This window comes from Kineococcus anabasis (assembly GCF_054590795.1).
Map to the genome: position 1 here is coordinate 190,617 of NZ_BAAIHU010000001.1, position 23,661 is coordinate 214,277.

General features: G+C 74.5%; 22 protein-coding genes. 13 read left to right on the forward strand and 9 right to left on the reverse strand.

Translation table 11 applies throughout. From position 1 onward, the window contains the following. Positions 1 to 61 precede the first annotated feature (61 nt). The 3 genes from ACYQBY_RS00825 to ACYQBY_RS00835 all read left to right on the forward strand — a co-directional run bounded on the left by ACYQBY_RS00825 (position 62) and on the right by ACYQBY_RS00835 (position 5,918). Positions 62 to 3,079, forward strand: a complete 3,018-nt coding sequence (locus ACYQBY_RS00825) for a glycosyl hydrolase (RefSeq protein WP_459641911.1) — start codon at positions 62 to 64, stop codon at positions 3,077 to 3,079. Positions 3,080 to 3,198: 119 nt separating this feature from the next. Further along, positions 3,199 to 4,905, forward strand: coding sequence for a poly(ethylene terephthalate) hydrolase family protein (locus tag ACYQBY_RS00830; RefSeq protein ID WP_459641912.1), 1,707 nt, complete (start codon positions 3,199 to 3,201; stop codon positions 4,903 to 4,905). Between the two features lie 206 nt (positions 4,906 to 5,111). Beyond that, a complete protein-coding gene (locus tag ACYQBY_RS00835; protein WP_459641913.1) occupies positions 5,112 to 5,918 on the forward strand; it encodes a pectate lyase in 807 nt (268 codons plus the stop codon). 108 nt (positions 5,919 to 6,026) lie between these two features. On the opposite strand, the gene ACYQBY_RS00840 is transcribed toward ACYQBY_RS00835, so the two are convergent. After that, the gene (locus tag ACYQBY_RS00840; RefSeq protein WP_459641914.1) at positions 6,027 to 6,824 is read right to left on the reverse strand and encodes a TetR/AcrR family transcriptional regulator; all 798 of its coding nucleotides are present in this window, start codon (positions 6,822 to 6,824) and stop codon (positions 6,027 to 6,029) included. A 55-nt stretch (positions 6,825 to 6,879) separates the two neighbouring features. Between ACYQBY_RS00840 and ACYQBY_RS00845 the strand changes: the two genes are divergently transcribed. The 3 genes from ACYQBY_RS00845 to ACYQBY_RS00855 all read left to right on the forward strand — a co-directional run bounded on the left by ACYQBY_RS00845 (position 6,880) and on the right by ACYQBY_RS00855 (position 10,314). Continuing rightward, positions 6,880 to 8,157: an FAD-dependent oxidoreductase gene (locus tag ACYQBY_RS00845; protein ID WP_459641915.1), complete on the forward strand. Its 1,278-nt coding sequence runs from the start codon at positions 6,880 to 6,882 to the stop codon at positions 8,155 to 8,157. A 294-nt stretch (positions 8,158 to 8,451) separates the two neighbouring features. Further along, on the forward strand, positions 8,452 to 8,745 hold the full coding sequence (locus ACYQBY_RS00850) for a hypothetical protein (protein ID WP_459641916.1): 294 nt from the start codon (positions 8,452 to 8,454) through the stop codon (positions 8,743 to 8,745). 120 nt (positions 8,746 to 8,865) lie between these two features. Next, complete coding sequence (locus ACYQBY_RS00855; protein WP_459641917.1) at positions 8,866 to 10,314, forward strand: dihydrolipoyl dehydrogenase family protein; 1,449 nt, start codon at positions 8,866 to 8,868, stop codon at positions 10,312 to 10,314. 241 nt (positions 10,315 to 10,555) lie between these two features. Here the strand turns inward: ACYQBY_RS00855 and ACYQBY_RS00860 are convergent, their stop codons facing one another. Continuing rightward, a complete protein-coding gene (locus ACYQBY_RS00860; protein ID WP_459641918.1) occupies positions 10,556 to 12,061 on the reverse strand; it encodes an MFS transporter in 1,506 nt (501 codons plus the stop codon). Positions 12,062 to 12,146: 85 nt separating this feature from the next. On the opposite strand from ACYQBY_RS00860, the gene ACYQBY_RS00865 reads away from it, so the two are divergent. Together ACYQBY_RS00865 and ACYQBY_RS00870 are read left to right on the forward strand one after the other, a co-directional pair. Further along, on the forward strand, positions 12,147 to 12,536 hold the full coding sequence (locus tag ACYQBY_RS00865) for a winged helix-turn-helix transcriptional regulator (RefSeq protein ID WP_459641919.1): 390 nt from the start codon (positions 12,147 to 12,149) through the stop codon (positions 12,534 to 12,536). 755 nt (positions 12,537 to 13,291) lie between these two features. Next, on the forward strand, positions 13,292 to 14,596 hold the full coding sequence (locus tag ACYQBY_RS00870; protein ID WP_459641920.1) for an RNA polymerase sigma factor: 1,305 nt from the start codon (positions 13,292 to 13,294) through the stop codon (positions 14,594 to 14,596). A 115-nt stretch (positions 14,597 to 14,711) separates the two neighbouring features. On the opposite strand, the gene ACYQBY_RS00875 is transcribed toward ACYQBY_RS00870, so the two are convergent. From ACYQBY_RS00875 to ACYQBY_RS00885, 3 genes are all read right to left on the reverse strand, one after another. Then, positions 14,712 to 15,491, reverse strand: coding sequence for a hypothetical protein (locus tag ACYQBY_RS00875; RefSeq protein WP_459641921.1), 780 nt, complete (start codon positions 15,489 to 15,491; stop codon positions 14,712 to 14,714). Positions 15,492 to 15,652: 161 nt separating this feature from the next. After that, complete coding sequence (locus ACYQBY_RS00880; RefSeq protein WP_459641922.1) at positions 15,653 to 16,894, reverse strand: right-handed parallel beta-helix repeat-containing protein; 1,242 nt, start codon at positions 16,892 to 16,894, stop codon at positions 15,653 to 15,655. Between the two features lie 159 nt (positions 16,895 to 17,053). Beyond that, positions 17,054 to 17,605 carry a hypothetical protein gene (locus tag ACYQBY_RS00885; protein ID WP_459641923.1) on the reverse strand — a complete coding sequence of 184 codons (552 nt, stop codon included), beginning with the start codon at positions 17,603 to 17,605 and terminating at the stop codon, positions 17,054 to 17,056. A gap of 134 nt (positions 17,606 to 17,739) precedes the next feature. On the opposite strand from ACYQBY_RS00885, the gene ACYQBY_RS00890 reads away from it, so the two are divergent. From ACYQBY_RS00890 to ACYQBY_RS00900, 3 genes are all read left to right on the forward strand, one after another. After that, positions 17,740 to 18,096, forward strand: a complete 357-nt coding sequence (locus tag ACYQBY_RS00890; protein ID WP_459641924.1) for a signal peptidase I — start codon at positions 17,740 to 17,742, stop codon at positions 18,094 to 18,096. Between the two features lie 106 nt (positions 18,097 to 18,202). Beyond that, the gene (locus ACYQBY_RS00895) at positions 18,203 to 18,700 is read left to right on the forward strand and encodes a hypothetical protein (protein WP_459641925.1); all 498 of its coding nucleotides are present in this window, start codon (positions 18,203 to 18,205) and stop codon (positions 18,698 to 18,700) included. A gap of 13 nt (positions 18,701 to 18,713) precedes the next feature. Further along, complete coding sequence (locus ACYQBY_RS00900; RefSeq protein ID WP_459641926.1) at positions 18,714 to 19,082, forward strand: hypothetical protein; 369 nt, start codon at positions 18,714 to 18,716, stop codon at positions 19,080 to 19,082. 30 nt (positions 19,083 to 19,112) lie between these two features. Here ACYQBY_RS00900 and ACYQBY_RS00905 read toward each other — a convergent pair whose 3' ends face one another. After that, a complete protein-coding gene (locus ACYQBY_RS00905) occupies positions 19,113 to 19,589 on the reverse strand; it encodes a DUF488 family protein, N3 subclade (protein WP_459641927.1) in 477 nt (158 codons plus the stop codon). A gap of 73 nt (positions 19,590 to 19,662) precedes the next feature. After that, complete coding sequence (locus ACYQBY_RS00910; protein WP_459641928.1) at positions 19,663 to 20,064, reverse strand: RidA family protein; 402 nt, start codon at positions 20,062 to 20,064, stop codon at positions 19,663 to 19,665. 129 nt (positions 20,065 to 20,193) lie between these two features. Between ACYQBY_RS00910 and ACYQBY_RS00915 the strand changes: the two genes are divergently transcribed. Continuing rightward, positions 20,194 to 21,162: a helix-turn-helix transcriptional regulator gene (locus ACYQBY_RS00915; protein WP_459642430.1), complete on the forward strand. Its 969-nt coding sequence runs from the start codon at positions 20,194 to 20,196 to the stop codon at positions 21,160 to 21,162. Positions 21,163 to 21,238: 76 nt separating this feature from the next. Here ACYQBY_RS00915 and ACYQBY_RS00920 read toward each other — a convergent pair whose 3' ends face one another. Both ACYQBY_RS00920 and ACYQBY_RS00925 read right to left on the reverse strand, forming a co-directional pair. After that, positions 21,239 to 21,832, reverse strand: coding sequence for a hypothetical protein (locus ACYQBY_RS00920; RefSeq protein WP_459641929.1), 594 nt, complete (start codon positions 21,830 to 21,832; stop codon positions 21,239 to 21,241). Between the two features lie 130 nt (positions 21,833 to 21,962). Further along, positions 21,963 to 22,514 carry a flavin reductase family protein gene (locus ACYQBY_RS00925; RefSeq protein WP_459641930.1) on the reverse strand — a complete coding sequence of 184 codons (552 nt, stop codon included), beginning with the start codon at positions 22,512 to 22,514 and terminating at the stop codon, positions 21,963 to 21,965. 206 nt (positions 22,515 to 22,720) lie between these two features. Between ACYQBY_RS00925 and ACYQBY_RS00930 the strand changes: the two genes are divergently transcribed. Next, entirely contained in the window at positions 22,721 to 23,638 is a 918-nt protein-coding gene (locus tag ACYQBY_RS00930) for an SMP-30/gluconolactonase/LRE family protein (protein WP_459641931.1), read from the forward strand. Positions 23,639 to 23,661 lie beyond the last annotated feature (23 nt).

The window sequence follows — 23,661 nt, forward strand, 5'->3', positions numbered from 1 at the left end:
CGCCGGTCTCCACCACCCGCGCCCTTCCGGGGCCGGGCGGCGACCCGATCCAGGAGGTTCGATGAAGAACCGGACCCGCGGGGGAGCCTCCCCGGCCCTCCGCACACTGACCGCGTTCCTGACGGCGGTCGCCGTCGGGGGAGCAGGAGCCCCCGCCGCGTTCGCCGCCGGCCAGGCGGGCCCCGCCGCGGCCGCGGCCGCGGAGACCGTCCGCATCACCGACCCGGGTGCCACCCCGGCCACCCGTTCGCTGTTCTCCTACCTGCGCGACGTGCGGGGCGAGGGCATCCTCTTCGGCCACCAGCACACCACGTCCTACGGCGTCACCACCGGCCCGGGCGACGGCACGGCCTCCGACGTCCAGAACGGCGTCGGGGACATGCCGGCGGTCTTCGGCTGGGACACGCTCATCATCGAGGGCAACGAGCACCCCGGCGTCCGCACCGCCACCCGCGAGCAGAACGTCGAGACCCTCGCGCAGTACATGGAGAAGGCCCACGCGCAGGGCGGGATCAACACCCTCACCGCCCACATGGAGAACTTCGTCACCGGGGGCAGCTTCTACGACACCAAGGGTGACACCGCCCGTGCGGTGCTGCCCGGCGGGTCGAAGCACGCGGAGCTCAACCGCTACCTCGACCACATCGCCCTGCTGGCGGACTCCACCCGCGACGCGAACGGCGAGCTCATCCCGATCATCTTCCGCCCCTGGCACGAGAACACCGGTTCGTGGTTCTGGTGGGGCGCCTCCTACCTGTCGCCGGGGGAGTTCGTCGAGCTCTACCGGTACACCGTGGAGTACCTGCGCGACACCAAGGGCGTCCGCAACCTCCTCTACGCGTACTCCCCGAACGGCGGCTTCGGGGGCGACCCGACCGTCTACATGCGCACCTACCCCGGCGACGACTTCGTCGACGTCCTCGGCTACGACGCCTACGACAGCACCGGCGGCAGCCAGGGCTGGCGCGACGGCGTCGTCAAGGACCTCGCGATGGTCGCCGACCTCGCCGAGCAGCGCGGGAAGATCCCGGCCTTCACCGAGTTCGGCATCGCCGGGCCGATGAAGGTCAGCGGCAACCCGAACCTCACCTGGTTCACCGACCTGCTGGACGCGATCGAGGCGGACCCCAAGGCGCGCCAGGCCACCTACATGCAGACCTGGGCGAACTTCGGCCTCGAGCAGTTCTTCGTGCCCTACCCGGCCAGCGCGGCCGCGCCGGAGCACGAGATGTTCCAGAACTTCAAGGCGTACGAGGAGGACCCCTACTCCTACTTCGCCGACGAGGTGCAGGGCGCCTTCACCCGCCAGACCAGCGCCGCCCCGCTCGCGCCGTACGTGCACGTCGTCACGCCCGCCGACGGCGCTCGCGTGAAGGCCGCGCCCGCGACCGTGCGCGCCAGCATCCGCGGCGTGGAGCCGGATCGCGTCTACTTCACCGTGGGCGGCGACACCACCGCCCACGAGATGACGAAGGACCAGGCCGGCTTCTGGTCGGCGCAGTGGGCGGTGCCCGCCGCCGAGCTGGACAACAGCACCGAGACGCTGGAGGTCCACGTCGTGGACGACGGCGAGGAGGTGCTGGCCGACGAGAGCTCCTTCATCCTCGGGGAGCGCCCCCAGCTCCCGCCCGGGGTGGTGGACCACTTCGAGGGCTACGGTGACGACGCCGCACTGCGCGCCGAGTTCAGCCAGGTGGGCAGCAACACCCTGACCCTGGAGCGGGGCACGATCGGGCAGGGCACCCGGTCCATGCGCATCGGCTACGACTTCACGGCCCAGTCGTACACCGGTGTCGGCAAGCAGCTCACCGGCGACTGGTCCGGCACGAGCGGGCTGCGCCTGTGGTACGCCCCGGACGGCAGCGGCAACAAGCTCGTCCTGCAGCTCTCCGCCGGAGGCGTCGGATACGAGGCCTACCCGCCGCTGACGGGGACGACCCCCGGCTACGTCACCATCCCCTGGTCCGACTGGCGCCCCGCGCCCTGGGACACCGCGAACGAGGACCGCCGGATCAGCGCGGCGGACCTGGCGGACCTGCGCCAGTTCTCGATCTACGTCAACCACGTCGAGGGCATGGCGCGCACCGGCAGCGTCGTCGTCGACGACATCGCCGCGGTCGAGGCCGCGCCGCGCTTCGGTGACGTCCCCCGCAGCGACCCGCACTTCGCGGCGGTCGAGTGGGTCGCGGCCGAGGGCATCGACACCGGGTACCCCGACGGCACCTTCCGAGCGGGCAAGGACCTGCGCCGCGGCGACCTCGCCGCCTGGCTGTTCCGCTACTCCGACGCGCAGTTCGCCGACCCGGCGAAGCCCACGTACAAGGACGTCAAGGCGCAGGACCCGCTGTACACGGAGATCGAGTGGGCCACCGCCCAGGGCCTGATCGGCGGGGAGAAGAAGGACAAGTTCTCCCCGAACCTGCTCACCACGCGCGCCGTCCTGGCCGAGGCGCTGTGGAAGCTCGCCGGCTCGCCGGAGCCCGCCCGGGTCCTCACCTTCCGCGACGTGGCCGCGTCCGACCCGCGGGCGAAGGCGATCTCCTGGGTGGTGGAGAAGGGCCTGCTCGCCCCGCACACCGCGGTCAGCTTCGGCGCCGACCGCGCGGTCCAGCGCGGCCCCGCCGCCGCGGTGCTCCAGCGCTACAGCCAGCTGCCCCCGCCGCCGGCACCGGTGGACCTGGTGATCGAGGACTTCGCCGACGGCGTCGAGGGCTGGAAGGCGCCCGACGGCACCGTGACGGCCGGCGCCGGCAACCTCGTCGTCACCTCCACGGGCGGCACCTGGCTCTCGACCCTCGGGTCGTGGGACCTGTCGACGGCCACGCAGATCCGCGTGGACGTCGTCGAGACGGCCGGGCTGACGGGCAGCAAGCTCGCCCTGCAGGTCGGACCGAACTGGACGTGGTGCGAGACCGCCGTCACGGGGGCCGTCACCGGCCCGAGGGTCGACGGGAACGCCGTCGTCTACGACCTGAGCACCCTCAGCGCCGACTGCAAGGCCGGGCTGAAGGAGGTCAGGGGCCTCAACCTCTTCCTCGACGCGGGCCGTCACGTCCTCGACGACGTCGAGCGCCGCTGACCGCTCGTCCCTCCCACAGTGCGTGCCGCACCCGTGCCGTCCACCGGCACGGGTGCGGCACGCTGCCGCTGCCCCCGCCACGGCGACGTCCGTGGCGAGCCGGGACGGGTGCCCCTCCGATGACGGCGCGTCACGCCCCGACTCCGCGGTGCCGAAACATTCCGGAAGCTCTGGTGTGCGACAGCGGTTTCCGTCATGCTGTGAACGTCTCCCACCCCACCGCCCGCCGGCGCGTGCTCCCGCGCGCCGTGCCGGCACCGCTCCGCCCCGAGGAGTTCCGAGTGAAGCTCGTCCCCCTGCGCTCGCGCGCCCTGGCCGCCGCCGCGGTCGCCGCGGCCACCGTGACCACCGGCCTCGTCGCCGCCGGCAGCGCCTCCGCCGCCACCTGCTCCGACATCGACGTCGTCTTCGCCCGCGGCACCGGGGAGGACCCGGGCCTCGGGATCGTCGGTACCCCGTTCGTCAGCGCCGTGCGGTCGAACCTGCCGGGCTACACCGTCTCCTCCTACGCGGTGGACTACGAGGCGAACTCCAACCAGACCAGCGCCGGGCCCGGCTCCACGGACCTGACGAACCACGTCACCAGCGTCGCGCAGGCCTGCCCCGGCACCCGGTTCGTGCTCGGCGGCTACTCCCAGGGCGCCACGGTCGTGAACAAGTCGCTGGGCATCCGCACCAGCTACTACAACACCGGCACCCCGATCCCGGCGTCGCTGTCCGGCCGCGTCGCCGCCGTCGTCGTCTACGGCAACCCCCTCAACGCCGGCGGGCGCACCATCGCCTCCGAGGCCCCCGCCTACGCCGACCGCACCCGGGAGTTCTGCAACGACGGCGACACCGTCTGCGACCCCGACGGCGGCAGCTGGGGCCCGCACCTGACCTACCACCGGGACGGCTCCGTGCCGGCCGGGGCGACGTTCGCCGCCGGGCGCGTGCGCGCCGGTGGGGCACCGAGCCCGAGCCCGACCGCGACGCCCACCGCGACGCCCACGGCGACCGCCACGCCCACCGCCTCGCCCACGGCGACGCCGACCGCGACCTCCACCGCCAACCCGTACCAGCGCGGGCCGGCCCCGACCCTGGCGAGCATCCAGGCCGGCACCGGCCCGTTCGCCGTCTCGCAGACCTCCGTGAGCGCCTCCGCCGTCTCCGGTTTCGGCGGCGGCACGATCTACCACCCGACGACCACCACCGCCGGGACGTTCGGCGCCGTCGTCATCTCCCCCGGGTACACCGCCCGGCAGTCCAGCATCGCGTGGTACGGCCCGCGCCTGGCCTCGCAGGGCTTCGTGGTGATGACGATCGACACGAACACCACCTCCGACCAGCCCGCTTCCCGCGGTGACCAGCTGCGCGCCGCTCTCAGCTACCTGACCACCACCAGCTCGGTGCGCACCCGCGTCGACGCCACGCGCCTGGCGGTCATGGGGCACTCCATGGGCGGCGGCGGGGCGCTGGAGGCCACGCTGGACGACACGCGCCTGAAGGCGTCGATCCCGCTGACGCCGTGGGACACCCGCAAGGACTTCTCCGCGGTGCGGACGCCCACCCTCGTCATCGGCGCGGAGAACGACTCGGTCGCCTCCGTCTCCTCGCACTCCATCCCGTTCTACACCTCGCTCCCGGCGACGCTGCCCAAGGCGTACCTGGAGCTGAACGGCGCGAGCCACGGTGCTCCGAACTCGCCGAACACCACGATCGCGCAGTACTCGATCTCCTGGCTCAAGCGGTTCGTGGACAACGACACCCGCTACAGCCAGTTCCTCTGCCCGGCGCCCGCGCCGAGCTCGCTGATCTCGCAGTACCGCAGCACCTGCCCCTACTGATCCTCCGCCGGCGGCACGACGCAGGGCCCGCCCCGCACTGGGCGGGCCCTGCGTCGTCCCGTCCGCGCACACGGCGAACTCGTCGGCCTCTCCTCTTGGTAACCGGTTTCTCACCGGCTAGGGTGGCCCCGCCCGCCTCGCCCGACACCTGCCCGGTGCGAGCGCGGGCCGCCCCGCAGGCACCGAAGAGTTCGAAGGAGAACCCCGTGGCCCTCCCGACCCACCCCGGCGCTCGTCGCCGCCCGGCACCGTGGCGCCGCGCGCTGCTCGCGGCCGCCGCCATGCTCGGCCTCACCGCGTCCCTGGCCGCCGCGCCCACCGCCAGCGCCGCTCCCCAGGCGTGGCCGACCGCCACGGGCACGACCACGCTCTCGACGACGCAGAAGGTGTCCGGCACCTTCGACGGCGCCAACCGCCGCTACCGCTGGTCCACCGACGGCGGGCAGTCCGAGAGCCAGCCGCCGATCTTCTCCCTCGCCGACGGCGCGACCCTGTCCAACGTCATCATCGGCAGCCCCGGTGCCGACGGCGTGCACTGCGCCGGCTCCTGCACCCTCGTCAACGTGTGGTGGGAGGACGTCGGCGAGGACGCCGCGACCTTCAAGGGCGGCACGTCCGCGACGTACCGCGTCTCCGGCGGCGGCGCGCGGCACGCGGCCGACAAGGTGTTCCAGCACAACGGCGGCGGCACCCTGACCATCGAGAACTTCCAGGTGAGCGACTTCGGCAAGCTGTACCGCTCCTGCGGCAACTGCCGCACCCAGTACAAGCGCGCCGTCGTCATCCGCAACGTGACCGCGACGGCGCCGGGCTCCCTGCTGGCGGGGGTGAACCAGAACTACGGCGACACCGCGAACCTGTCGGGGCTGACGATCGTCGGGGACTCCAGCCGCCGCATCAAGATCTGCACCCGGTACCAGGGCAACAACACCGGGGCCGAGCCGAGCACCATCGGCAGCGGACCGTACTCGCCGCACTGCGCGTACGACCCCGCGGCCATCTCCTACCGCTGACGTCGCCCGGGGAAACTTCTCCCCCGGGATCCGCGACCCCCGCCTCCGCCGAGGAGGTGGGGGTCGCGTGCTCGGAGACGGCCGTCCCGGCGCCCGCACCCACCGCGGTCAGGGCTCCCGCGGCGCGGGCCCGTCCGGCCCGCCCCGCCCCAGGGTGCCGTGCAGCCACAGCCCGGCGACGGTCCGCGCGACCGCCGCCCGCGGGGGGACGTCGAGCCCGGCGCCGGTGAGCACCTCACGGCTGAGGGCGTGCAGCACCAGCGGTCCGGCCAGCGCCTGGGCGGCGACGACCGGGTGCACGTCCCCCCGGCCCGCCGCCCGCAGCCGTCCGCCGAGCGCGGCGGCCACCGGCCCCACGACGTCGCGGGCGAGCACGCCACCGACCGTCACCGCCGCCGGGCCGGAACCCGACGCCTCGTACAGCAGCGCGCGCAGGAACTGCGGGCGCTGCGCGAAGTGCTCCAGCAGGGCGCCGGCGAGGGCGTGGACGAGGTCCTCCAGCGGGGTGTCGTGGTGCGCGGCGAGGACGGCTGCCACGGCGGAGTGCGGGGCGCCGGCGTGCACGACGGCGGCCAGGAGCGGCTCGCGCCCGGGGAAGTGCCGGTAGGCGGTGGCGCGGGGCACGCCGGCGCGGGCCGCGGCCTCCTCGACGCCCAGGCCGTCCGCCCCGTGCTCCTCCAGCAGCTCCGCGGCCGCCCGCACGAGGCGCTCGCGCGTCTCGTCGCCGCCCGGGACGTCCAGGGCGGCGAGCAGGTCGGCCCGGGTGGGGAACCTGCGGTAGAGGGCGGCCCGGGACATCCCCAGCGCCTCGGCGGCCGCGCCCATCGGCAGCCGCGGGTCGGCCGCGAGCAGCTCCCGCAACCGCCCGGCCCGCTCCGCCGGGAACCGTTGACCACGCTCGGACACGGTGAGACTGTAGTCCCAACGTGTTCGGTGAGCGCTCCACGCCGAGGAGGACGCCATGAGCCAGGACCCCGCGGGTCCCTCCGGCCCGGCCGTCGACTGCTGCATCGCCGGTGGCGGGCCGGCGGGGATGGTCCTCGGGCTCCTGCTCGCCCGTGCGGGACTGCGGGTCGTGGTGCTGGAGAAGCACCGCGACTTCCTGCGCGACTTCCGCGGCGACACCGTCCACCCCTCCACGCTGCGCCTGCTCGACGAGCTCGGCCTCGCCGGGGAGTTCCTCGCCCAGCCGCACCAGAAGGTCACCCGCCTCGGCGTGACCACCGACGACGGCACCTTCGGGGTGGCGGACTTCTCCCGCCTGCCGGGACCGTTCGGGTTCGTGGCGCTGATGCCCCAGTGGGACTTCCTGACCTTCCTCGCGCGCCAGGCCGGCCGCTACCCGGGCTTCGAGCTGCGGATGCAGGCCGAGGTCCTCGGCGCGCTGCGCGAGGGCGGGCAGGTCACCGGTGTCCGCTACCGCGACGCCGGCGGGCGCGAGCGCGAGGTCCGCGCGGCGCTCACCGTCGCCGCCGACGGGCGCGGCTCCCGCCTGCGCAGCGGGGCCGGGCTGCGGTTGCGCGAGTTCGGCGCGCCCCTGGACGTGCTGTGGTTCCGCCTGCCCAAGCTCGCCGGGGACGCCCGGGCACCCTTCGGCGGCGTCGGCCGCATCACCCGCGGCCGCCTCGTGGTGATGTTCGACCGGGGCGAGTACTGGCAGACGGCCTACCTGGTGCCCAAGGACGGCTTCGGCCGCCTGCGCGCGGCGGGCCTGGACTCCTTCCGCGCCGACCTGGCCCGGCTGCTGCCGGCGATGCCCGCGGCGGTGGCCTCGCTGGGGAGCTGGGAGGACGTCCACGTGCTGTCCGTGCGGGTGGACCGCCTGACCCGCTGGCACCTGCCCGGGCTGCTGTTCCTCGGCGACGCCGCCCACGCCATGTCGCCCATCGGGGGCGTCGGCGTGAACCTGGCCGTGCAGGACGCCGCCGCCGCCGCGCGGCTGCTCGCCGGCCCGCTGCGGCGGGGGGAGCTGCGCACGCGCCACCTGGCGCGCGTGCGGGCCCGGCGCCTGCTGCCGACCGCCCTGACCCAGCTCGTCCAGCGCCAGGTGCAGGAGCGCTTCCTCTCCCGCGTCCTCGCCGGCACCGGGCCCGTCCCCACCCCGCCCCTGCTGGCGCTGCTGCGGCGCTTCCCGGCCCTGCAGGTCCTGCCCGCCCGCGCCGTGGGGCTCGGGATCCTCGCCGAGCACGCCCCGCCCGCGCCGCCGGGAACGCCTGCCGGGACGCCCGTCCGCGTCTGAGGCAGGACGCGCGACACGCCCGCCGGTGCCGGGGCGCGGGCGCCGGCCGGTGGCATGCTCGGAAGGCGACGGCGGGGGAGCCCCGGCGTCGGCTGCGTCGAGGTCGACACCCGGCGCCGGCGGTGGGCGCCGGCGGCCGGGCACGCGGTGGGCAGGCGGACCAGCGCTCGAGGACGAGCGCGCACCGCCGGGTCCACGACGGGGATGTCCAGCACGCGAGCAGGGGAGAAACCGGTGGGACCGGTACCGGTGAACGGATCGTCCGAGCGGGACGCCCGCACGTACGAAGCGGCTGTGGTGTCGCTGCTGCAGCGGGGCGGCGCCTGGAGCGCGCACCGCATCGCCCGGCAGCTCGCGTCGCCGGAGGACGCGGTGCACACCGCCCTGGCGCGCCTCACCTTCCGGGGTCTGGCGCAGCCGGTGGGCGTGGACGCCTACGTCGGGGTCGTCGTGGAGCCCGCCGGGGTGCGCGGGGCGGTGCGGGCGGCGCTCGACGAGGAGTTCGGCGGCATCAGCGAGGTGGAGGTCGCCTCGTTCCTGGAGGCGCTGCGCGCCCGCGGTTTCCACGTCGCGGCGGACGCCGCCTAGGGTGCCTCGTCCCCGGGACGGCGCTGCCCGGGAAGAACTCCGGGAACCGCCGGATGCGGGGTGTCCACTCTCACAGCGGGCGAGGTGGCGGGCCCGCAGGCGCAGCGGGACCGTAGGCGCGTGAGCTCGCCGACGCCCCCCGACGTCCTGTCCTCCCCGTCCCCGCTCCGCAGCGGCGCGGTCGACTCCTACGACGTGGTGGTCGTCGGCGGTGGCCCGGCCGGGGTCTCGGCCGCGGTCCGCGCCGCCGAGCTCGGCGCCCGGACGGCCCTGCTGGAGGGGTCCCGCACCGGGGGGACCTGCGTGAACACCGGCTGCGTGCCGACGCGGGTCCTGGCCAAGACGGCCCGGCTCGTCCGCGAGGTGCGCACGGCCGCGGAGTACGGCATCGCGGTGCCGCAGCAGAGCCTGGACTGGCCCGCGACGGTCGCCCGCGTGCGCGCCACCGTCGAGCGGGTGCAGGCCGCGAAGGCGGACCCGCAGCGGCTGGCCGACCTCGGCGTCGACCTGGTGCTGGAGGGCCGCGCGCGTTTCGTCGACCCGCACGTGCTGGAGCTCGCCGCCACCGGACGGCGGGTGCGCGGTGAGAGCGTCGTGCTGTGCGTCGGCGGGCGCTCCCGGCGGCTGCCGCTGCCCGGGGCAGAGCTCGCGACCTACCCCGAGACCGTGCTGGAGCTGCCCTCCCTGCCCCGGCGCCTCGCCGTCGTGGGCGCCGGCAACACCGGCTCGCAGCTCGTGACCGTCTTCCGCGCCCTGGGCAGCGAGGTCCAGCTGCTGGACCTCGCCCCGCGGATCCTGCCGACGGCCGACGCCGACGTCTCCCGCGCCGTGCGGCAGGCGTTCGAGGAACAGGGCGTGCGGGTGGCGACGGGCATCGACACGGTGCACTCCCTGCGCCGGCGCGCCGACGGGGCGATCGACCTGGCGTGGTCGCAGGGCGGCGCGCGGTGCGAGGAGGCGTTCGACGCGGTCGTGATGAGCGTCGGCTGGCCCGCGGCGCTGGACGGGCTGGGGCTGGAGGCCGCCGGGATCGAGGTCCGCCGCTCCGCCATCGCGGTCGACGGGTACCTGCGCACGTCCGCTCCCCACGTGTTCGCCGCGGGCGACGCCAACGGCCAGGCGATGCTCGTGCAGGCCGCCCACGCCGAGGCGGAGGCCGCCGCCACCAACGCCGTCCTGGGCGCGACCCGCCGCACCCCCCACCTGCTGCTGCCGTCGGGGGGTTTCACGGATCCGGACTACGCCGGTGTGGGGCTCACCGAGGACGAGGCGCGGGAGCGGGAGCCGCAGTGCCTCGTGGCGACCGTGCCGTTCGCGGCGATGGAGCGCGCGATCATCGACGACCGCACGCGGGGTTTCCTCAAGCTGATCGCCGACCGGCGTCGCGACGTCCTGCTGGGGGCCCACGCCGTGGGGGAGGAGGCCGTGGAGATCGTGCAGGCCGTGACGACGGCGATGGCCGCGGGCGTCGACGTCGCGACCCTGGCGCGCGTCGAGTTCGCCTACCCCACCTACAGCGCCGTCATCGGTGAGGCGGCCCGCCGGCTGATGCGGACCGCCGTCGCCTGACGTGTCTGCGACCTCGGGTCCATCCGGTCGTCATGATCGTCCCTCACGTCGGGGGAGGCGCCCCCAGCGGTCGACGCCGAGGTCCGCGACGGCCACATCACCAGCCGCCCCGTCCACGTGGCCGTCTGCGCCGGCACCGCCGGTGGACGCAACATCGTCGGGCTGTGAGCCGGCGGCATTGCGGGTCGTGGCAGCTCCAGACCCTGGTGAGCGACGGTCGGTTGTCGGTGCGGTACTCAACTCACAGGACGGCTGCGTCCTCGCTCTGGGGGATTGCGGGCAGGAGCAGAGCAGCGACGAGCAGGGCGGCGAAGGCTAGCGCGGCGCCGACGCTGAACCCGTCGTGGAAGACCGTGACGCGGGCGGTCTCGACGAGGAACTCGTCACTACCGGCGGCGGCGGTGAGGTCATCGACGCGCCGGAAAGCGTAGGTCGCGGCCAGGGCCACACCCAGGGCCCCCCCGATCTCCTGGCTGGTGTTGATCAGACCCGCGGCCAGGCCGGCGCGGGACTCGGGGACACCTGTCTGTGCAGCGATCTGCAGGGGCACGAAGGACAGCCCCATGCCCAGTCCGGTGAGCAGGAACAGCGGCAGCACCTGCCGGGCGTAACCGGCGTCGGCCGGCAGCTGCGTCAGGAGTACGAGCGCGGTCGTCAGCATCAGCAGGCCGACGATGAGTACCGCCTTGCCGGGGACGCGAGCCATGACGCCGGAGGCGATCCCGGCACCCAGCGCCACCACCACGGCTAGCGGTACGTAGGACAAACCCGCGCGAAGAGGGCTGTAGCCCAGGACCTGCTGGAGGAACAGGCTGGTGAAGAAGAAGACCGTGACCACGGTGCCGAGCAGGAACAGCGTCGCGAGGTTGGAGTACCGCAGGGTCCGTGAGGCGAAGACGTCGAAAGGCACCAGGGGCGCGGCGACGCGCCGCTCGACGAGTGTGAAGGCCCCGATGAGCAGAAAGGCCCCCGCGAAGGCGGCGAGCACCAGCGGGTCACGCCAGCCGAGGCCGATGGCCTCCTCCAGAGCGAAGAGGAGGACGAGCAGCCCGGCGGTGAGGAGGGCCGCGCCGGCGACGTCGAAGCGTCGCCTGGGACCGGTGCTCTCGTGCACGAAGCGAGCGGCGAGTGCGATCGTCACCATGGCGATGGGGACGTTGATGAAGAAGATCCACCGCCACCCTGGGCCGTCCGACAGGACGCCCCCCAGTGTCACGCCCGCGACGGACGCCACGCCCGTCAACGCCCCCCACAGCCCGAGTGCCTTGGCGCGTTGCGGGCCGCCGACGAACGTCGTCGTCAAGATCGCCAAAGCGGCTGGCGCGATGAACGCCGCCCCCAGTCCCTGCACGGCCCGCGCGGCGAACAGCACCAGCTGGTCTTGAGCCACCCCAGCAGCCAAGGAGGCGCCGGCGAACACCGCGAGGCCGATCTGGAAGATTCTGCGACGCCCCAGCGTCTCCGCCAGCCGCGAGCCGAGGAGCAGGAGCCCACCGAGAACGGTGCCGTAGAGCGTCACGACGTACGGCAGGTTTTCCTCGCGGATGCCCAGCGCCGCCTCGATCGACGGCAGAGCGACGTTCACGATGCTCACGTCGAGGAACACCACGAACTGCGCGATCGACAAGATCCCGAGCACGAGCCCCGGCCGCATCACTCCCGGCCTGATGCCCGGCAACGCATCCTCGACCACGTCCCGCGGGGCCATGAGCTGCTCCCCACGAAGGGGGCGACTGTTCTCGGTCATCGGTGTCCTCCTGATCGGTGCCGGCTGCCAGGGCCCGAGGCTAGTTACAATGAGACACCAGGTACCTATAAGAAACTGAGGGCCGATGCACACCACATCAGTCGGGCACGAGACCCACAAACCGGGCGGCTGCCCCATCGCGCCCGTGGTCGAGATCGTGTTCAGTCGCTGGACCACACCGATCCTGTGGCAGCTGCACACCCGCGGCACGCAACGGTTCAACGACCTGCGCGGCCTCGTCGGCGGAATCACCGCGAAGGTCCTGACCCAGCGCCTCCGCCAACTGGAGCGGGACGGCCTGGTCACGCGGACGACCTACCCGGAGATCCCCCCGCGCGTCGAGTACCGGATCACGGACCTCGGCGCGAGCCTCGCACCGGTGTTCGCGGCGCTCGTGACCTGGTCAGAGGGCCACCTGCATGACGTCGCCGACGCCAGACACGCATACGACGCCTCCGACCGCCCGCTCCCGTGAGGGATCCTCGGGACGCACTGCATGAGCCGTGTGCTCACGTCGCGGACCAGAGGACGAGGCCGAGCCTGGATGCACCCATGATCATGCTCACTACGGGCTCGTCGACGCGGGACGATTCTACGGCGCAACAACCTCCGTCCTGCTGTGCATGGCGTCTTCGCTGCACCCCGGGAGTGCATGGCTGACGAAGGTCATCGCGCCGCAATCGGCATTGCCTCGCAGTCGGCTTTGGGGGTGGTTCGTCGTGCGGGGAAGGCGGTGGCTGTCGGGGGGCCGGGGAGTGTGCTGCGGATCTCGCAGATGCGTCGTCATCCCGCCGTGGGTGGGATCGGTCGTGGTGAGATCACGGCGCTTCCGCACCCGGAAGGTACCCCCAGGCGTGGGCACGGACCGCGTCGTTGCCGGTGCCGGTGCCGGTGCCGAGGAGAGGAGCAGCTCAGCGCCCCCGAGCGTCTCCGGCCGGCCCCACCCTGACCGGACACCTGGCGTGGATGGCACGGGACCCCCGGCACCCGGCGGCCGCGGCCGGTAGCCACCGGTCGGTGCGGTCGCCGGGGCGCTGGGGGCCGGCGACAGGGGTGTGGTCGCGGCCGACGGGAGCAACCGCACCCTCGCCGCAGCATCCTCTGTGCGAGCACCCGCGCCGACGACCCGCGGCTCCGGGAATTCGCTGCGGCCGTCCAGCGTTTCCGTGGAGTCCGGCGCCGAACGATCCATGCCCGGGTGAGAACCACCTCCTCGGCGAAAGGCAGTGCGTGTCGTCTCCTTCCCTCTCCGGACCGCTCCCGGCCGAACACTTCCAGAGCTCCTCCCGCGAGCTGTCGCGGCGGGAGGACACCGACGGATCCGTCGACGCTCGAGCTCTGCGCGCCGTCTGCGAGGACGCGCAGCTGCCCGTGCCGCGGGTGGAGGTCGTGCCCGGTGTCCCGGCGGCCGACGGGGCGAGCCCCGTGGACACCGGCGTGGACACCGGCGTGGACACCGGCGCGGCGGACGGCAGCCCCCGGGCCGAGCTGAGGATCGCCGGGACCGCGGGCGCCGTCGAGCACGGCAGCGCGGAGCGGAGCAGCGGAGCGTTCGTCCTGACCCACGGCAAGGACGACGACGACGAGGACGACGGCGCCCCTGCTCCCCAGGTGACGACGGCTGGTGCCACCGCGGATCCGGTCAAGGACTACCTCAGGCTGATCGGCAAGGTGGCCCTCCTCAACGCCGCCCAGGAGGTCGACCTGGCACAGCGCATCGAGGTCGGCCTGTTCGCCGAGGAGAAGCTGCACTCCGGCGCCGGGATCGAGCCCGGCCTCGAGCGGGAGCTGAAGTGGATCGCCGAGGACGGCCGCCGCGCCAAGAACCACCTGCTCGAAGCCAACCTGCGCCTGGTCGTCTCCCTCGCCAAGCGCTACACCGGGCGCGGGATGCTCTTCCTGGACCTGATCCAGGAGGGCAACGTGGGCCTGATCCGCGCGGTGGAGAAGTTCGACTACACCAAGGGGTTCAAGTTCTCGACGTACGCCACGTGGTGGATCCGGCAGGCCGTCACCCGTGCCATGGCCGACCAGGCCCGCACCATCCGCATCCCGGTGCACATGGTCGAGGTCATCAACAGGATCGCCCGCGTCCAGCGGCAGCTGCTGAGCGACCTGGGCCGCGAGCCCACGCCGGAGGAGCTCGCCGAGGAGCTCGACATGACCCCGGAGAAGGTCGTCGAGGTCCAGAAGCACGGCCGCGAGCCCATCTCGCTGCAGACCCCCCTGGGGGAGGCCGGCGACTCCGAGTTCGGTGACCTCATCGAGGACTCCCAGGCCGTCGTCGCCATCGAGGCCGTCACCTTCACCTTCCTGCAGGAACAGTTGCAGCTGGTGCTGCGCTCCCTCTCCGAGCGCGAGGCGGGTGTCGTCTCGATGCGCTTCGGCCTCACCGACGGGCAGCCCAGGACGCTCGACGACATCGGCAGGTTCTACGGGGTCACGCGTGAGCGGATCCGCCAGATCGAGTCCAAGACCATGTCGAAGCTGCGCCACCCCGCGCGCTCACGGGTCCTGCGCGACTACCTCGACTGAGCGGCGACGGCTGTCGAGGTCACGTGCGGACCGCGTGGTGCGCCTGGCGGTACCCGCTCCACGAGCGGGCGACCGCGGCCGCACCCCCGCCACGAGCGGACCGCCGAGCGCGGGGTCACAGCGGGAGCGCGGGCTCCAGCGAGCCGGGCCTGACCCGCAACCCGATCACCACGTCGGTGCCGAGGTCGGGATCGACGCTGCAGTGCAGCCCGAGGTCGACGATGCGGCCGTCCCGCGGGTGGTACGCCGGCTGGGTGGGGGACTGCCCGAGCAGTGGGCCGAGCCCGTCGAGGGTCGCCCACCACAGGTCCAGCCAGTTGCGGCCGGGCCCGACGACGAAGCCGGCCTCGAGGACGAGGGGCCCTTCGGGCAGCGGCTCGGCATCTGCCAGGCGCTCCGCCACCCGATCGTGGACCTCCTCGTGGAAGCCGGCCCTGAAGTCCTCGAGATCCCCGACAGCGCTCGCGGTCACCGTCATGGCCAGCACGTGCCCGGCCCCGTCAGCGTCCGTGTCGGCCCGTTCGGGACGCGGCCTGGCGGTACCGATCCGCAAGGTGGTCTCCTCGGCGTACCGCTTGGACCCCCAGACCGACACGACCGGGTGCGGGCTGCGGCCGGCGAGGTGAGCCGTCAGCGGGAGCAGGTAGTTGTCCAGGTCGCGCTCCTCGAGCAGCCGGACGGCACGGGGCAGGCCGACGTCGAAGCGCAGCGCGATCGGACCCGTGCAGGCCGCGAGCTGCGGATCGGTCAGGTGCTGGGAGTGGCTGAGCGCCCGGACCAGTCGGACGGCTGCGGACTCGCCGCTGCGGTTCCAGTTGGCCAGACGCGGAGTGGACCGCAGGGTGGTGGCCGCCCCGTCGGGCCGCGCGAAGAACACCGGTTCCATCGTCCTCACCGAACCCTCGAAGTGTCGTGCCGCGGGTCGGGCCTGGTGGGACGAGCCCGCACCCGTCGGCGGCGCCCCAGGCTAGGGCAATCCGGCCGGGTTCGCCGCGGGCGCACCGCCCGGCCCGTGGGGGACCACCGGGAGCGTGTCGCGGCTGCGGGCGCCCCGGCTCAGCGCGTGGAGCCGGCGCGTTCGTAGGCGCCGATGTCCAGCGTGCCGGCCACCGGGCGGGTGGTCCCGGAGGCGACGTGCGCGTAGTGCCGGACGGGTGTGAGCGCGACCCCGCCGGAGGTGGTGCCGGGCGCCGAGCCGGTGCCCTCCAGGGGCGAGCCGGCCGCCGGCGTCAGGTCGTAGCGCGCGCGGTCGGCGAACACGGTCCCGGTGGCCCGGTGGTTGGTGCGCTGCACCGCGCCGGACTGGGTGACCAGCGTGCCCACCCCGGCGAAGACGTTGTTCTGCAGGCGCACCGGCGTCGTGACGCCGGAGCCGACGAGGACGAACGTCCCGCGCACGGTGTCGTCGTTGAGGAAGGTGTTGTTGACGACGTACAGGTCCTTGCCGGGGTTGCTCGCACCCTCGGTGCCGTAGGCGAGCATCCCGGCGTTGGAGCTGCCCGCGGGCTGCTGGACCACGTTGCCGACGACCACGGACGTGCCCGCGTTCGGCAGGTCGATCTCGTAGCTGGGGCGGCCGCTGCCCGGCTGGCCGGCGGGCAGGCTGGAGAAGCGGTTGTACGTGATGGTGTTGCGCTGCGCCCGCGACTTGAGGTTGTGGCCGACGTGGGCGTCGTGGGAGAAGTTGTGCCGGAAGGTCAGGCTCCGGACGTGCCCGATGTACAGGTTGTGGGAGTACCCGTCGCCGTGGCCGTTGCGCGCGAACTCGGAGTTCTCGACGAGGATGTCGCTGGCGGCGTCGGCGCCGCTCAGGATGCCGTTCTCGTTGTCGTGCAGGTAGCTGCGGCGCAGGGTGAAGCCGGTCCCCTCCAGGCGCAGGGCCGCGCCGTTGCGGTCCGCCACCCGCGCGCCGTACATCTCCACGTTGTCGACGACGACGCCGTCGCCGCCCACCACCCAGGTGCCCTTGCCGAGTGCGGCGGCACCGCCCGCGTCGATGCGGGGCCGCCCGTTCACCCCCCGGATCGTCAGGCGGTTGCGGGAGATCGCGCACACGTCGCGGGTGTAGGTCGCGGACCCGTCGATCTCCACGACGTCGCCGTCGGCGGCCCGGGCGAAGGCCGCGCACGGCGTGGCGAAGGCCTTGCCCGGCCCCACGGACAGCACCGTCCCGGCCGCCGCGGCGGGCGGGGCGGCGGCGAGCGCCAGGGGGAGGGCCGCGACGGCGGCCAGCACGGCGGCGGCCGGGCGGCGGTCGGCCCGGCTCGTCCGGGAAGAGGGAGGGGTGGTGAGCACCACGGGGATCTCCTGAGGGCTGGGCGGCGCCGGACGGTGCGACCGGCGTAGCTGTCAGTGAGGTCGTGAATGCTCAGCGTAACTTCCCGCGAGGGCCGGGGCCACTCGCGGGCGTGCCGGTGGCCGCGGGCGGTCGCCCACCGCGCGGCTCCCGGCCCGTGCTCAGCCGCGCAGGCTGTCGAGGAACCCCTTCGCGACCTGGCCCGCCTTCTGCTGCTCACCCTGCTGCGCGCCCATGACCAGCAGGACGCCCGTCAGGGTGGGGATGGTCCACTGCAGCACCTTCAGGCGGCGCTGGGCGGCGGCCACGTCCCCGGGGGTCGCCGCCGAGGGGTCCACCCCGGACTCCGCCGGAGCGTGGGAGTCCTTCCCGAGCTTGGCGCCCTGCGACCCGGAGTACGCCGTCACGCCCATCGCGGCCAGCGTGAGCCCGGCCTTGAGGAAGGTGTTGCCGCGGGTGCCGGCCTGCGCGGCGACGCGACCGCGGTTGGCGAGGATGAGGCCGATGCCGCCGACGCTGTGCACGGCGATCGCGGCGGCGTTGACCGGCGCCCACCGCGCCCAGCCGACGGTGGCCACGTGGGTGCGCTCGCGGGGGTCGGAGACCGCGGCCGAGGCACCGTTGAGGCCCACGGCACCGAAGAGGGAGCCGCCGAACCAGGCCGCCAGGCCCAGGTCGTGCAGGGAACGGATCAGGGTCTGACGCTCGGACATGTCACGCCTTCCATCGGGGAGCCCGGCTGTGCGGGCCAGAGGTCGAGAGGCCACGATCGCCCAGGTCGGGCGTGCCCGCCCCCCGAACCGGGGCCGGCTGGTCGCCCGGGCGGCGCGGCAGGAGGATCGCGGGCATGGCATGGCACGCGGGCAACGCCGACGTCGACGGCGCCGAGGACGGCGGCTGGCTCGTCGGGCACTTCAAGGCCGGGCGCGCCCCGGAGCTGGCCACCGCCGACCTGGAGGTGAAGTGGGCGCGGCTGGCGCCCGGCTCCCGGGACGAGGAGTGGACGGACCCGGAGCCGCAGACGTCCCTGTGCGTGCTGGTGAGCGGCTCCCAGCGGATCCGGTTCCGCGAGGGCGAGGTGGTGCTGCGCACCTCCGGGGACTACGTCATCTGGTACCCGGGGGAGTCGCACACCTGGGAGTCCTCGGCGACCGAGGAGACCACCACGATCACGGTGCGGTGGCCCTCCGGCGCCCGCGGGTGAGGACCGGCCGCTATCAGCGGCCGCCCCGGCGCCTCCTCCCCGGTATCGCCACCGTGCACCCCGCACGGCGGGCGGAACCCACCGAGGAGCACCGAGGAGCCTGGGCATGGACGTCCCCACCCCCACCGCCGAGCGGACCACCGCCCGGCGTCCCCGCCGGCGGCTGACCGTGGCGGGTGCGGTGCTGGCCGGCGCGGGCCTCGGCGTGCTGCTCGCGGCACCGGCCCAGGCCGCCGGGCGGCTGACCCTGGAGGACCACCACGGCCGGTGGGTGGTCGTCGGGACCGGGCTCACGCCCGGGCCCGCCACCGCCCAGGTGTCCGTGTGGCGCGTGCGCACCGCGGCGGCGCCCGGCGGGGTGGTGGACTCCCAGCCGGTGCAGGTGACGCCGAACGCGTTCTTCTTCGGCACCTTCGCCCGCGGTGGTGAGTTCACCGCCCGCGGACGGCAGCACTGGGTCCCCGGTGCCGGGTTGTTCCCCGGGCACTGGGCGAACGACGTCCCCCTGCAGTGCGGGGTGCCCTACCGCGCGACGGCGTGGGCCCCCGCGGACGGCTGGCTGTTCAGCCCCGTGGTCACCACGCCCTGCCCGGTCCTGGGCTGAGACCCCGCACGCGGTGCGGGAACCCGGTACACCAACCTCGACGCTGCAGGACCTGGCCTCGCTGCGGGCCCTGCTGGTCCGCCACCACCCCGCCGCCCACGCCTGGAGCGAGCACGCACACCGGGACCACGCCCGGCACCTCGCGGGATCCCGGCGCGAGCGGCGCCCCGAGCTCGACCGGTCGGAGCTCGTGCGCCGGCGGGAGGCGCGACCGGGCCGGCGGGCCGCGCCGTTCCGGCTGTCGGTGGAGGTGGTGCCCGAAGCGGGGGTGAACGGCTGGATCCCGTCGCCCGCCGAGGTCGTCGTCAGCGAGTCGTTGCTGCACGACGTGGCGGCGGCGCAGGCCTTCTTCGAGCCACTGGTGGCCTCCCTGGCCCGGTGAGGCCCCGGTGACGCGCGGAACCCCCGCGGATCAGCGTGGGAGCAGGTGCTCGACCACGACGCGGTGCCGCTCGCCGAGCCGCCGGGCGATCAGCGAGCGGTGGCACGCCTCCGCGTCCCGCTCGACGCAGAACAGCGCCGCGGTCCCGCTGCGCGGCAGGGCCGCCACGACCGGCGCGAGGTCGGCGAGGTCGAGGATCTCGCGGGTGTACCGGGAGGCGTACTCCGCGGCCAGTTCGCGGCGCGAGCGCTTGCCCACCCCGCGCCGGGCGTCCTCGGCGTACTGCAGCCGGCGCAGCTCGGTGGTCGGGGCCAGCTCGGGACGGTGCTCGTAGGCGATCCCGGCCCCGGCGAGGGCGGCCTGCAGCCGGCGTGAGTTCGCCCAGGCGTACTCCGCCCCGCGCACACCGCGGCGCTGGCGCACGTCGAGCAGCAGGCCGACGTCCGCCTGCCGCAGCCGCTCCAGGAACGAGCAGCCGTCGAACCCGTACACGCCGATCGTCGCCACCGCGGGCGCCGGGGACCGCGGCCCCGCCGCCCGTACCGGTCCGGCCGGTACGGGCGGCGGCCCTGGACCGTCGTCAGGCAACGGCCGTGCCCGTGAGCTCGACCAGCTGGCCGGGGACCGCCAGGCGGCTCACCCCGAGCATCGTGGTGGCCGGCGCCACCCCCGCCGCGCCCAGCCGCGACGCCAGCACGCCGTAGTGCTCCAGGAGCAGGTCGACGTCGGTGGTGTGGACGTCGAGCCGGACGAGGTCCGCCAGCGACATGCCGGCCTCCCCGAGGACCGCCTCCAGGTTGTCCAGGCTCAGCGCCACCTGTCCCGCCATGTCGCCCTCGTGCTGCGGCCGGCCCTCGCCGCTCATCGCGGTCTGCCCGGAGCAGTACAGGGTCCGGGTGTGCCCGGCGACGACCTCACCCTGGTTGAAACCCAGCTCCGCCGACCACGTCCACGGGTTGACCGCCGTTCTCTCTACTGCCACGTCTGCTCCGTCCGGTCCCTCGACCCGCGGCGCCCGGCAACCCGGTGGATGCCGTCCTCGACGCCGCGGGGACGAGCCTGGCGGGGAATGACGACATCCTCTGTCACCCATCTTGGTAGTTTCTCCGGCGTGCGCGCCGACCGGCTGGTCTCCCTGGTGCTGCTGCTGCGCCAGCGCGGCCGGCTGACCGCGGCCACCCTGGCCCGCGAGCTGGAGGTGTCCACCCGCACCGTGCTGCGCGACGTCGAGGCGCTCTCCGCCGCCGGCGTCCCGGTCTACGCCGAGCGCGGACGGCACGGGGGTTTCGCGCTGCTGCCGGGTTTCCGGACCGAGCTGACCGGGCTGAACCACGACGAGGCCCTGGCCCTGCTGATCGCCGGATCACGGCGCGGCGCACAGGTCTTCGGCCTCGGCTCCGCACTGGCCTCTGCCGTGCTCAAGGTGGTCGACGCGCTGCCCGAGAGCTACCGCGCCACCGCCGCCGGCGCCGCGCAGCGGTTGCTCGTCGACCCCGAGACCGACCTGCTCTCGCGCCGGGTGGCCCGCGAGGAGGTTCCCGACGCCGTCGCCGCCGCGGTCCGGCGCGCGGTGTTCGCCGGGCACAAGCTGCGCATCCGCTACGCGGCGGCGGGCCACACCCCGGCGTGGCGCACGGTGGACCCGGTCGGCCTGGTCACCGTCCGGGACCAGGGCTACCTGCTGGCCACCAGGTCCGGCGCGGACCGCACCTACCGGCTCTCGCGGGTGCTGGCCGCCGAGGAGCTCGACGAACCGGCGGATCGGGAGGACCGGGTCGACCTGAACCGTGCCTGGCGGGAGCGCAGCACGCGCTTCCGCGCCGGCGACGGGCAGGTGGACGTGGTGGTGCGGCTGGACCCGGCCCGGCGGGAGGACCTGGTGGCGACCGCGGTGGCCGTCCACGCCGAGGAGGGCGACGCGGACGGCCGGCTGCGGCTGGAGGTGGCCTTCCAGGACGCCCGGCACGCCGAGTGGGCGCTGTGGCAGCTCGGCACGAGAGCGGAAGCCCTTGCGCCGCAGTGGTTGCGCACCGCACTGCGGGAGCGCGCCGCCGAACTCGCCGACCGCTACGAGGGATGAGCGGCGGACCTCCCGCGCACCGGCGGCGCGCCGGTGCGGCGTGCGCGCCGCGGGGTGGGAACCCCCGGCGGCCGGGTCAGCCGCGGGGCAGGGCGAGGGCCGCCGTGCGCGGGCGGACCGTGCACCCGTGGGCGTGCAGCACCCGGGCGAGCTCCGCGAGCAGCCCCGCGCTCCACTCGGCGCTGACGGTGGCGGAACCCGCGACGACGTGCACGACCTCCACGTCGAGCTCCACGTGCTCGCCGCGGCGGGAGACCGCGACCGTGCGCCGCACCTCGACGCCCGCGGGATCGCCCGCGGGGTCGATGCGCGCGAGGTAGTCCTCCACGTGCCCCCTCACGGCCTCGACGTCCGCGTCGGCCTCGGCGTCGGCCTGCCGGCCGCCGTTCCCGCTGCGGGGGACCGGGACCGCACCCGGCGCGGGGGCGGGCACCTCGTCGCCGGCCTCCACGGCGGCCGCGCCGGCGGGGGTCAGCGTGACGGGGATCGCCTTGGAGGCCGTCGGCGCGCCCAGCTCGACCAGGCCCGCGACCTCCAGGTCCCGCAGCGCCCTGGCGACCTTCGGGCGGAACTCCCACGAGGGCGAACCCGAGCGGTGCCGCGCGGCCAGCACGCTCATGACCAGGTACTGAGTGGCCGGAAGGGCGCTGACATCCACGGCGACACTCACGAGAACCTCCACGACAGGGCTGCGGGCACGACGGGCCGCGGTCGGGTCTGGCCCGGGACGGCGACGTGCCGATGGTAGTCACCCTGCGCCGGGGTCCGGTCACGGGCGTGGTCCCGCGGCGGCACCGGGCCTACCGCAGGTGCCGGTACCCGCCGCGCTGCCAGAGCAGGGGGTCCGCCTCCGCGGGACCGGCGGGCAGGTGCACGTGCTCGACCGCCGCCTGCACCAGCGCGCTCCACCCCAGGTCCGTGACCGACGTGAGCCGGCAGCCGGCCCACGGCAGGTCGGCCTCGGGCACCGGGCCCCACTCCGTCTCCAGCCAGGAGCACAGCGCGAACGGGCCGCCCGGGGCGGGGGAGAGGAACGAGAACGCGTCCGCCAGCTGCCGCCGCGGCCAGTCCAGGACGGTGACGGCGAACGTCCCGCCGGTCCTGAGCACGTCCAGCACGTCGCTGTCCTGCCCGAGGAGGCCCGCCAGGTGCCCGGGTTCGGCGACGAGGACGGAGGAGACGGTCAGCCCGGCGCGCGCGGCCCCGTCCGCGGCCGTCCACAGCGTGACGGGCGCGGTGAGCCTGCCGCGCAGCCGGCGCACGGGGTCCCGCTCGGCCTCCGGGCGCAGGAAGGGGTGCCCGCCGTGGATCGCCCCACCCACCGGCCGGCCGGTGCCCTCTGCCGCGGTCACGGGGCGACCCTACGCGCCGGCGCCGCGGCACCGGCAGGGGCACCGCGGCGCACCGGCCGCCCCGTCCCGGTGCCCCGGGACCGGCCTGCCGCGGCGGGCCGGCCTGCACTAGCGTCCCTGCGCGGCGCCCGGGACCGGGCACCGCGGGACGACGTGCGTCCCGGCGCCCCGCGGCGCCCGGGACGCAGGACCTGGGAGGACCGGCGGTGACGGCACACACCCTGCTGGAGGACGGAGCGGCCCTGCAGCGGGTCGCCACGGGGGGAACCTGGCTGGAGGGGCCGGTGTGGCTGCCGGCCCGGCGCGCCGTGCGCCTCAGCGACATCCCCGCCGACCGCATCCTGGAGTTCTCCGAGACCACGGGGGAGCTGACCGTCCACCGCGAGGGCGTGGAGTTCACCAACGGCCGCACCCTCGACCTCGACGGCGCCGTCGTGCAGTGCTCGCACGGCCGGCGCGCCGTCGAGCGCGAGGTGGACGGCGAGGTGAGCGTCCTGGTGGACCGCTGGCGCGGGGCGCGCTTCAACTCCCCCAACGACGTCGTCGTGAAGTCCGACGGGACCCTGTGGTTCACCGACCCCTCCTACGGCATCTTCAAACCCGCCGAGGGACACCCCGGCGAGCTCGAGTACGGCGACCACCACGTCTTCCGCCTGGACCCGGCCACCGGCGCCGTCGAACCCGTCGTGATCGACGTGGAGATGCCCAACGGCCTGGCGTTCTCCCCGGACGAGTCCCTGCTCTACGTCGCCGACTCCTCCCTGTCCAGCCCGTGGCCCGAGCCGAGGCCCGGTCGCCCGCGCGGGCACGCGATCCACGTCTACGACGTCGTCGAGGGCCGCCGGTGCAAGAACGGGCGCACCTTCGCGGAGGTCGATCCCGGTGTGCCCGACGGGTTCCGCGTCGACGTGGACGGCAACGTCTGGACCTCCAGCGCCGACTCCGTGCAGGTGTTCTCCCCCGCGGGGGAGCGGTTGCTCGTGGTCCCGGTGCCCGAGGTCGTCGCCAACCTCTGCTTCGGCGGCGACGACGGGCGCACCCTGTACGTCACCGCCACCACCAGCCTGTACCGCATCCGCACCACGACGACCGACGCGGTGCCCGCGGCCCGGGCGCGGCGCTGAGAACGTGACCACCCGCTGCGACC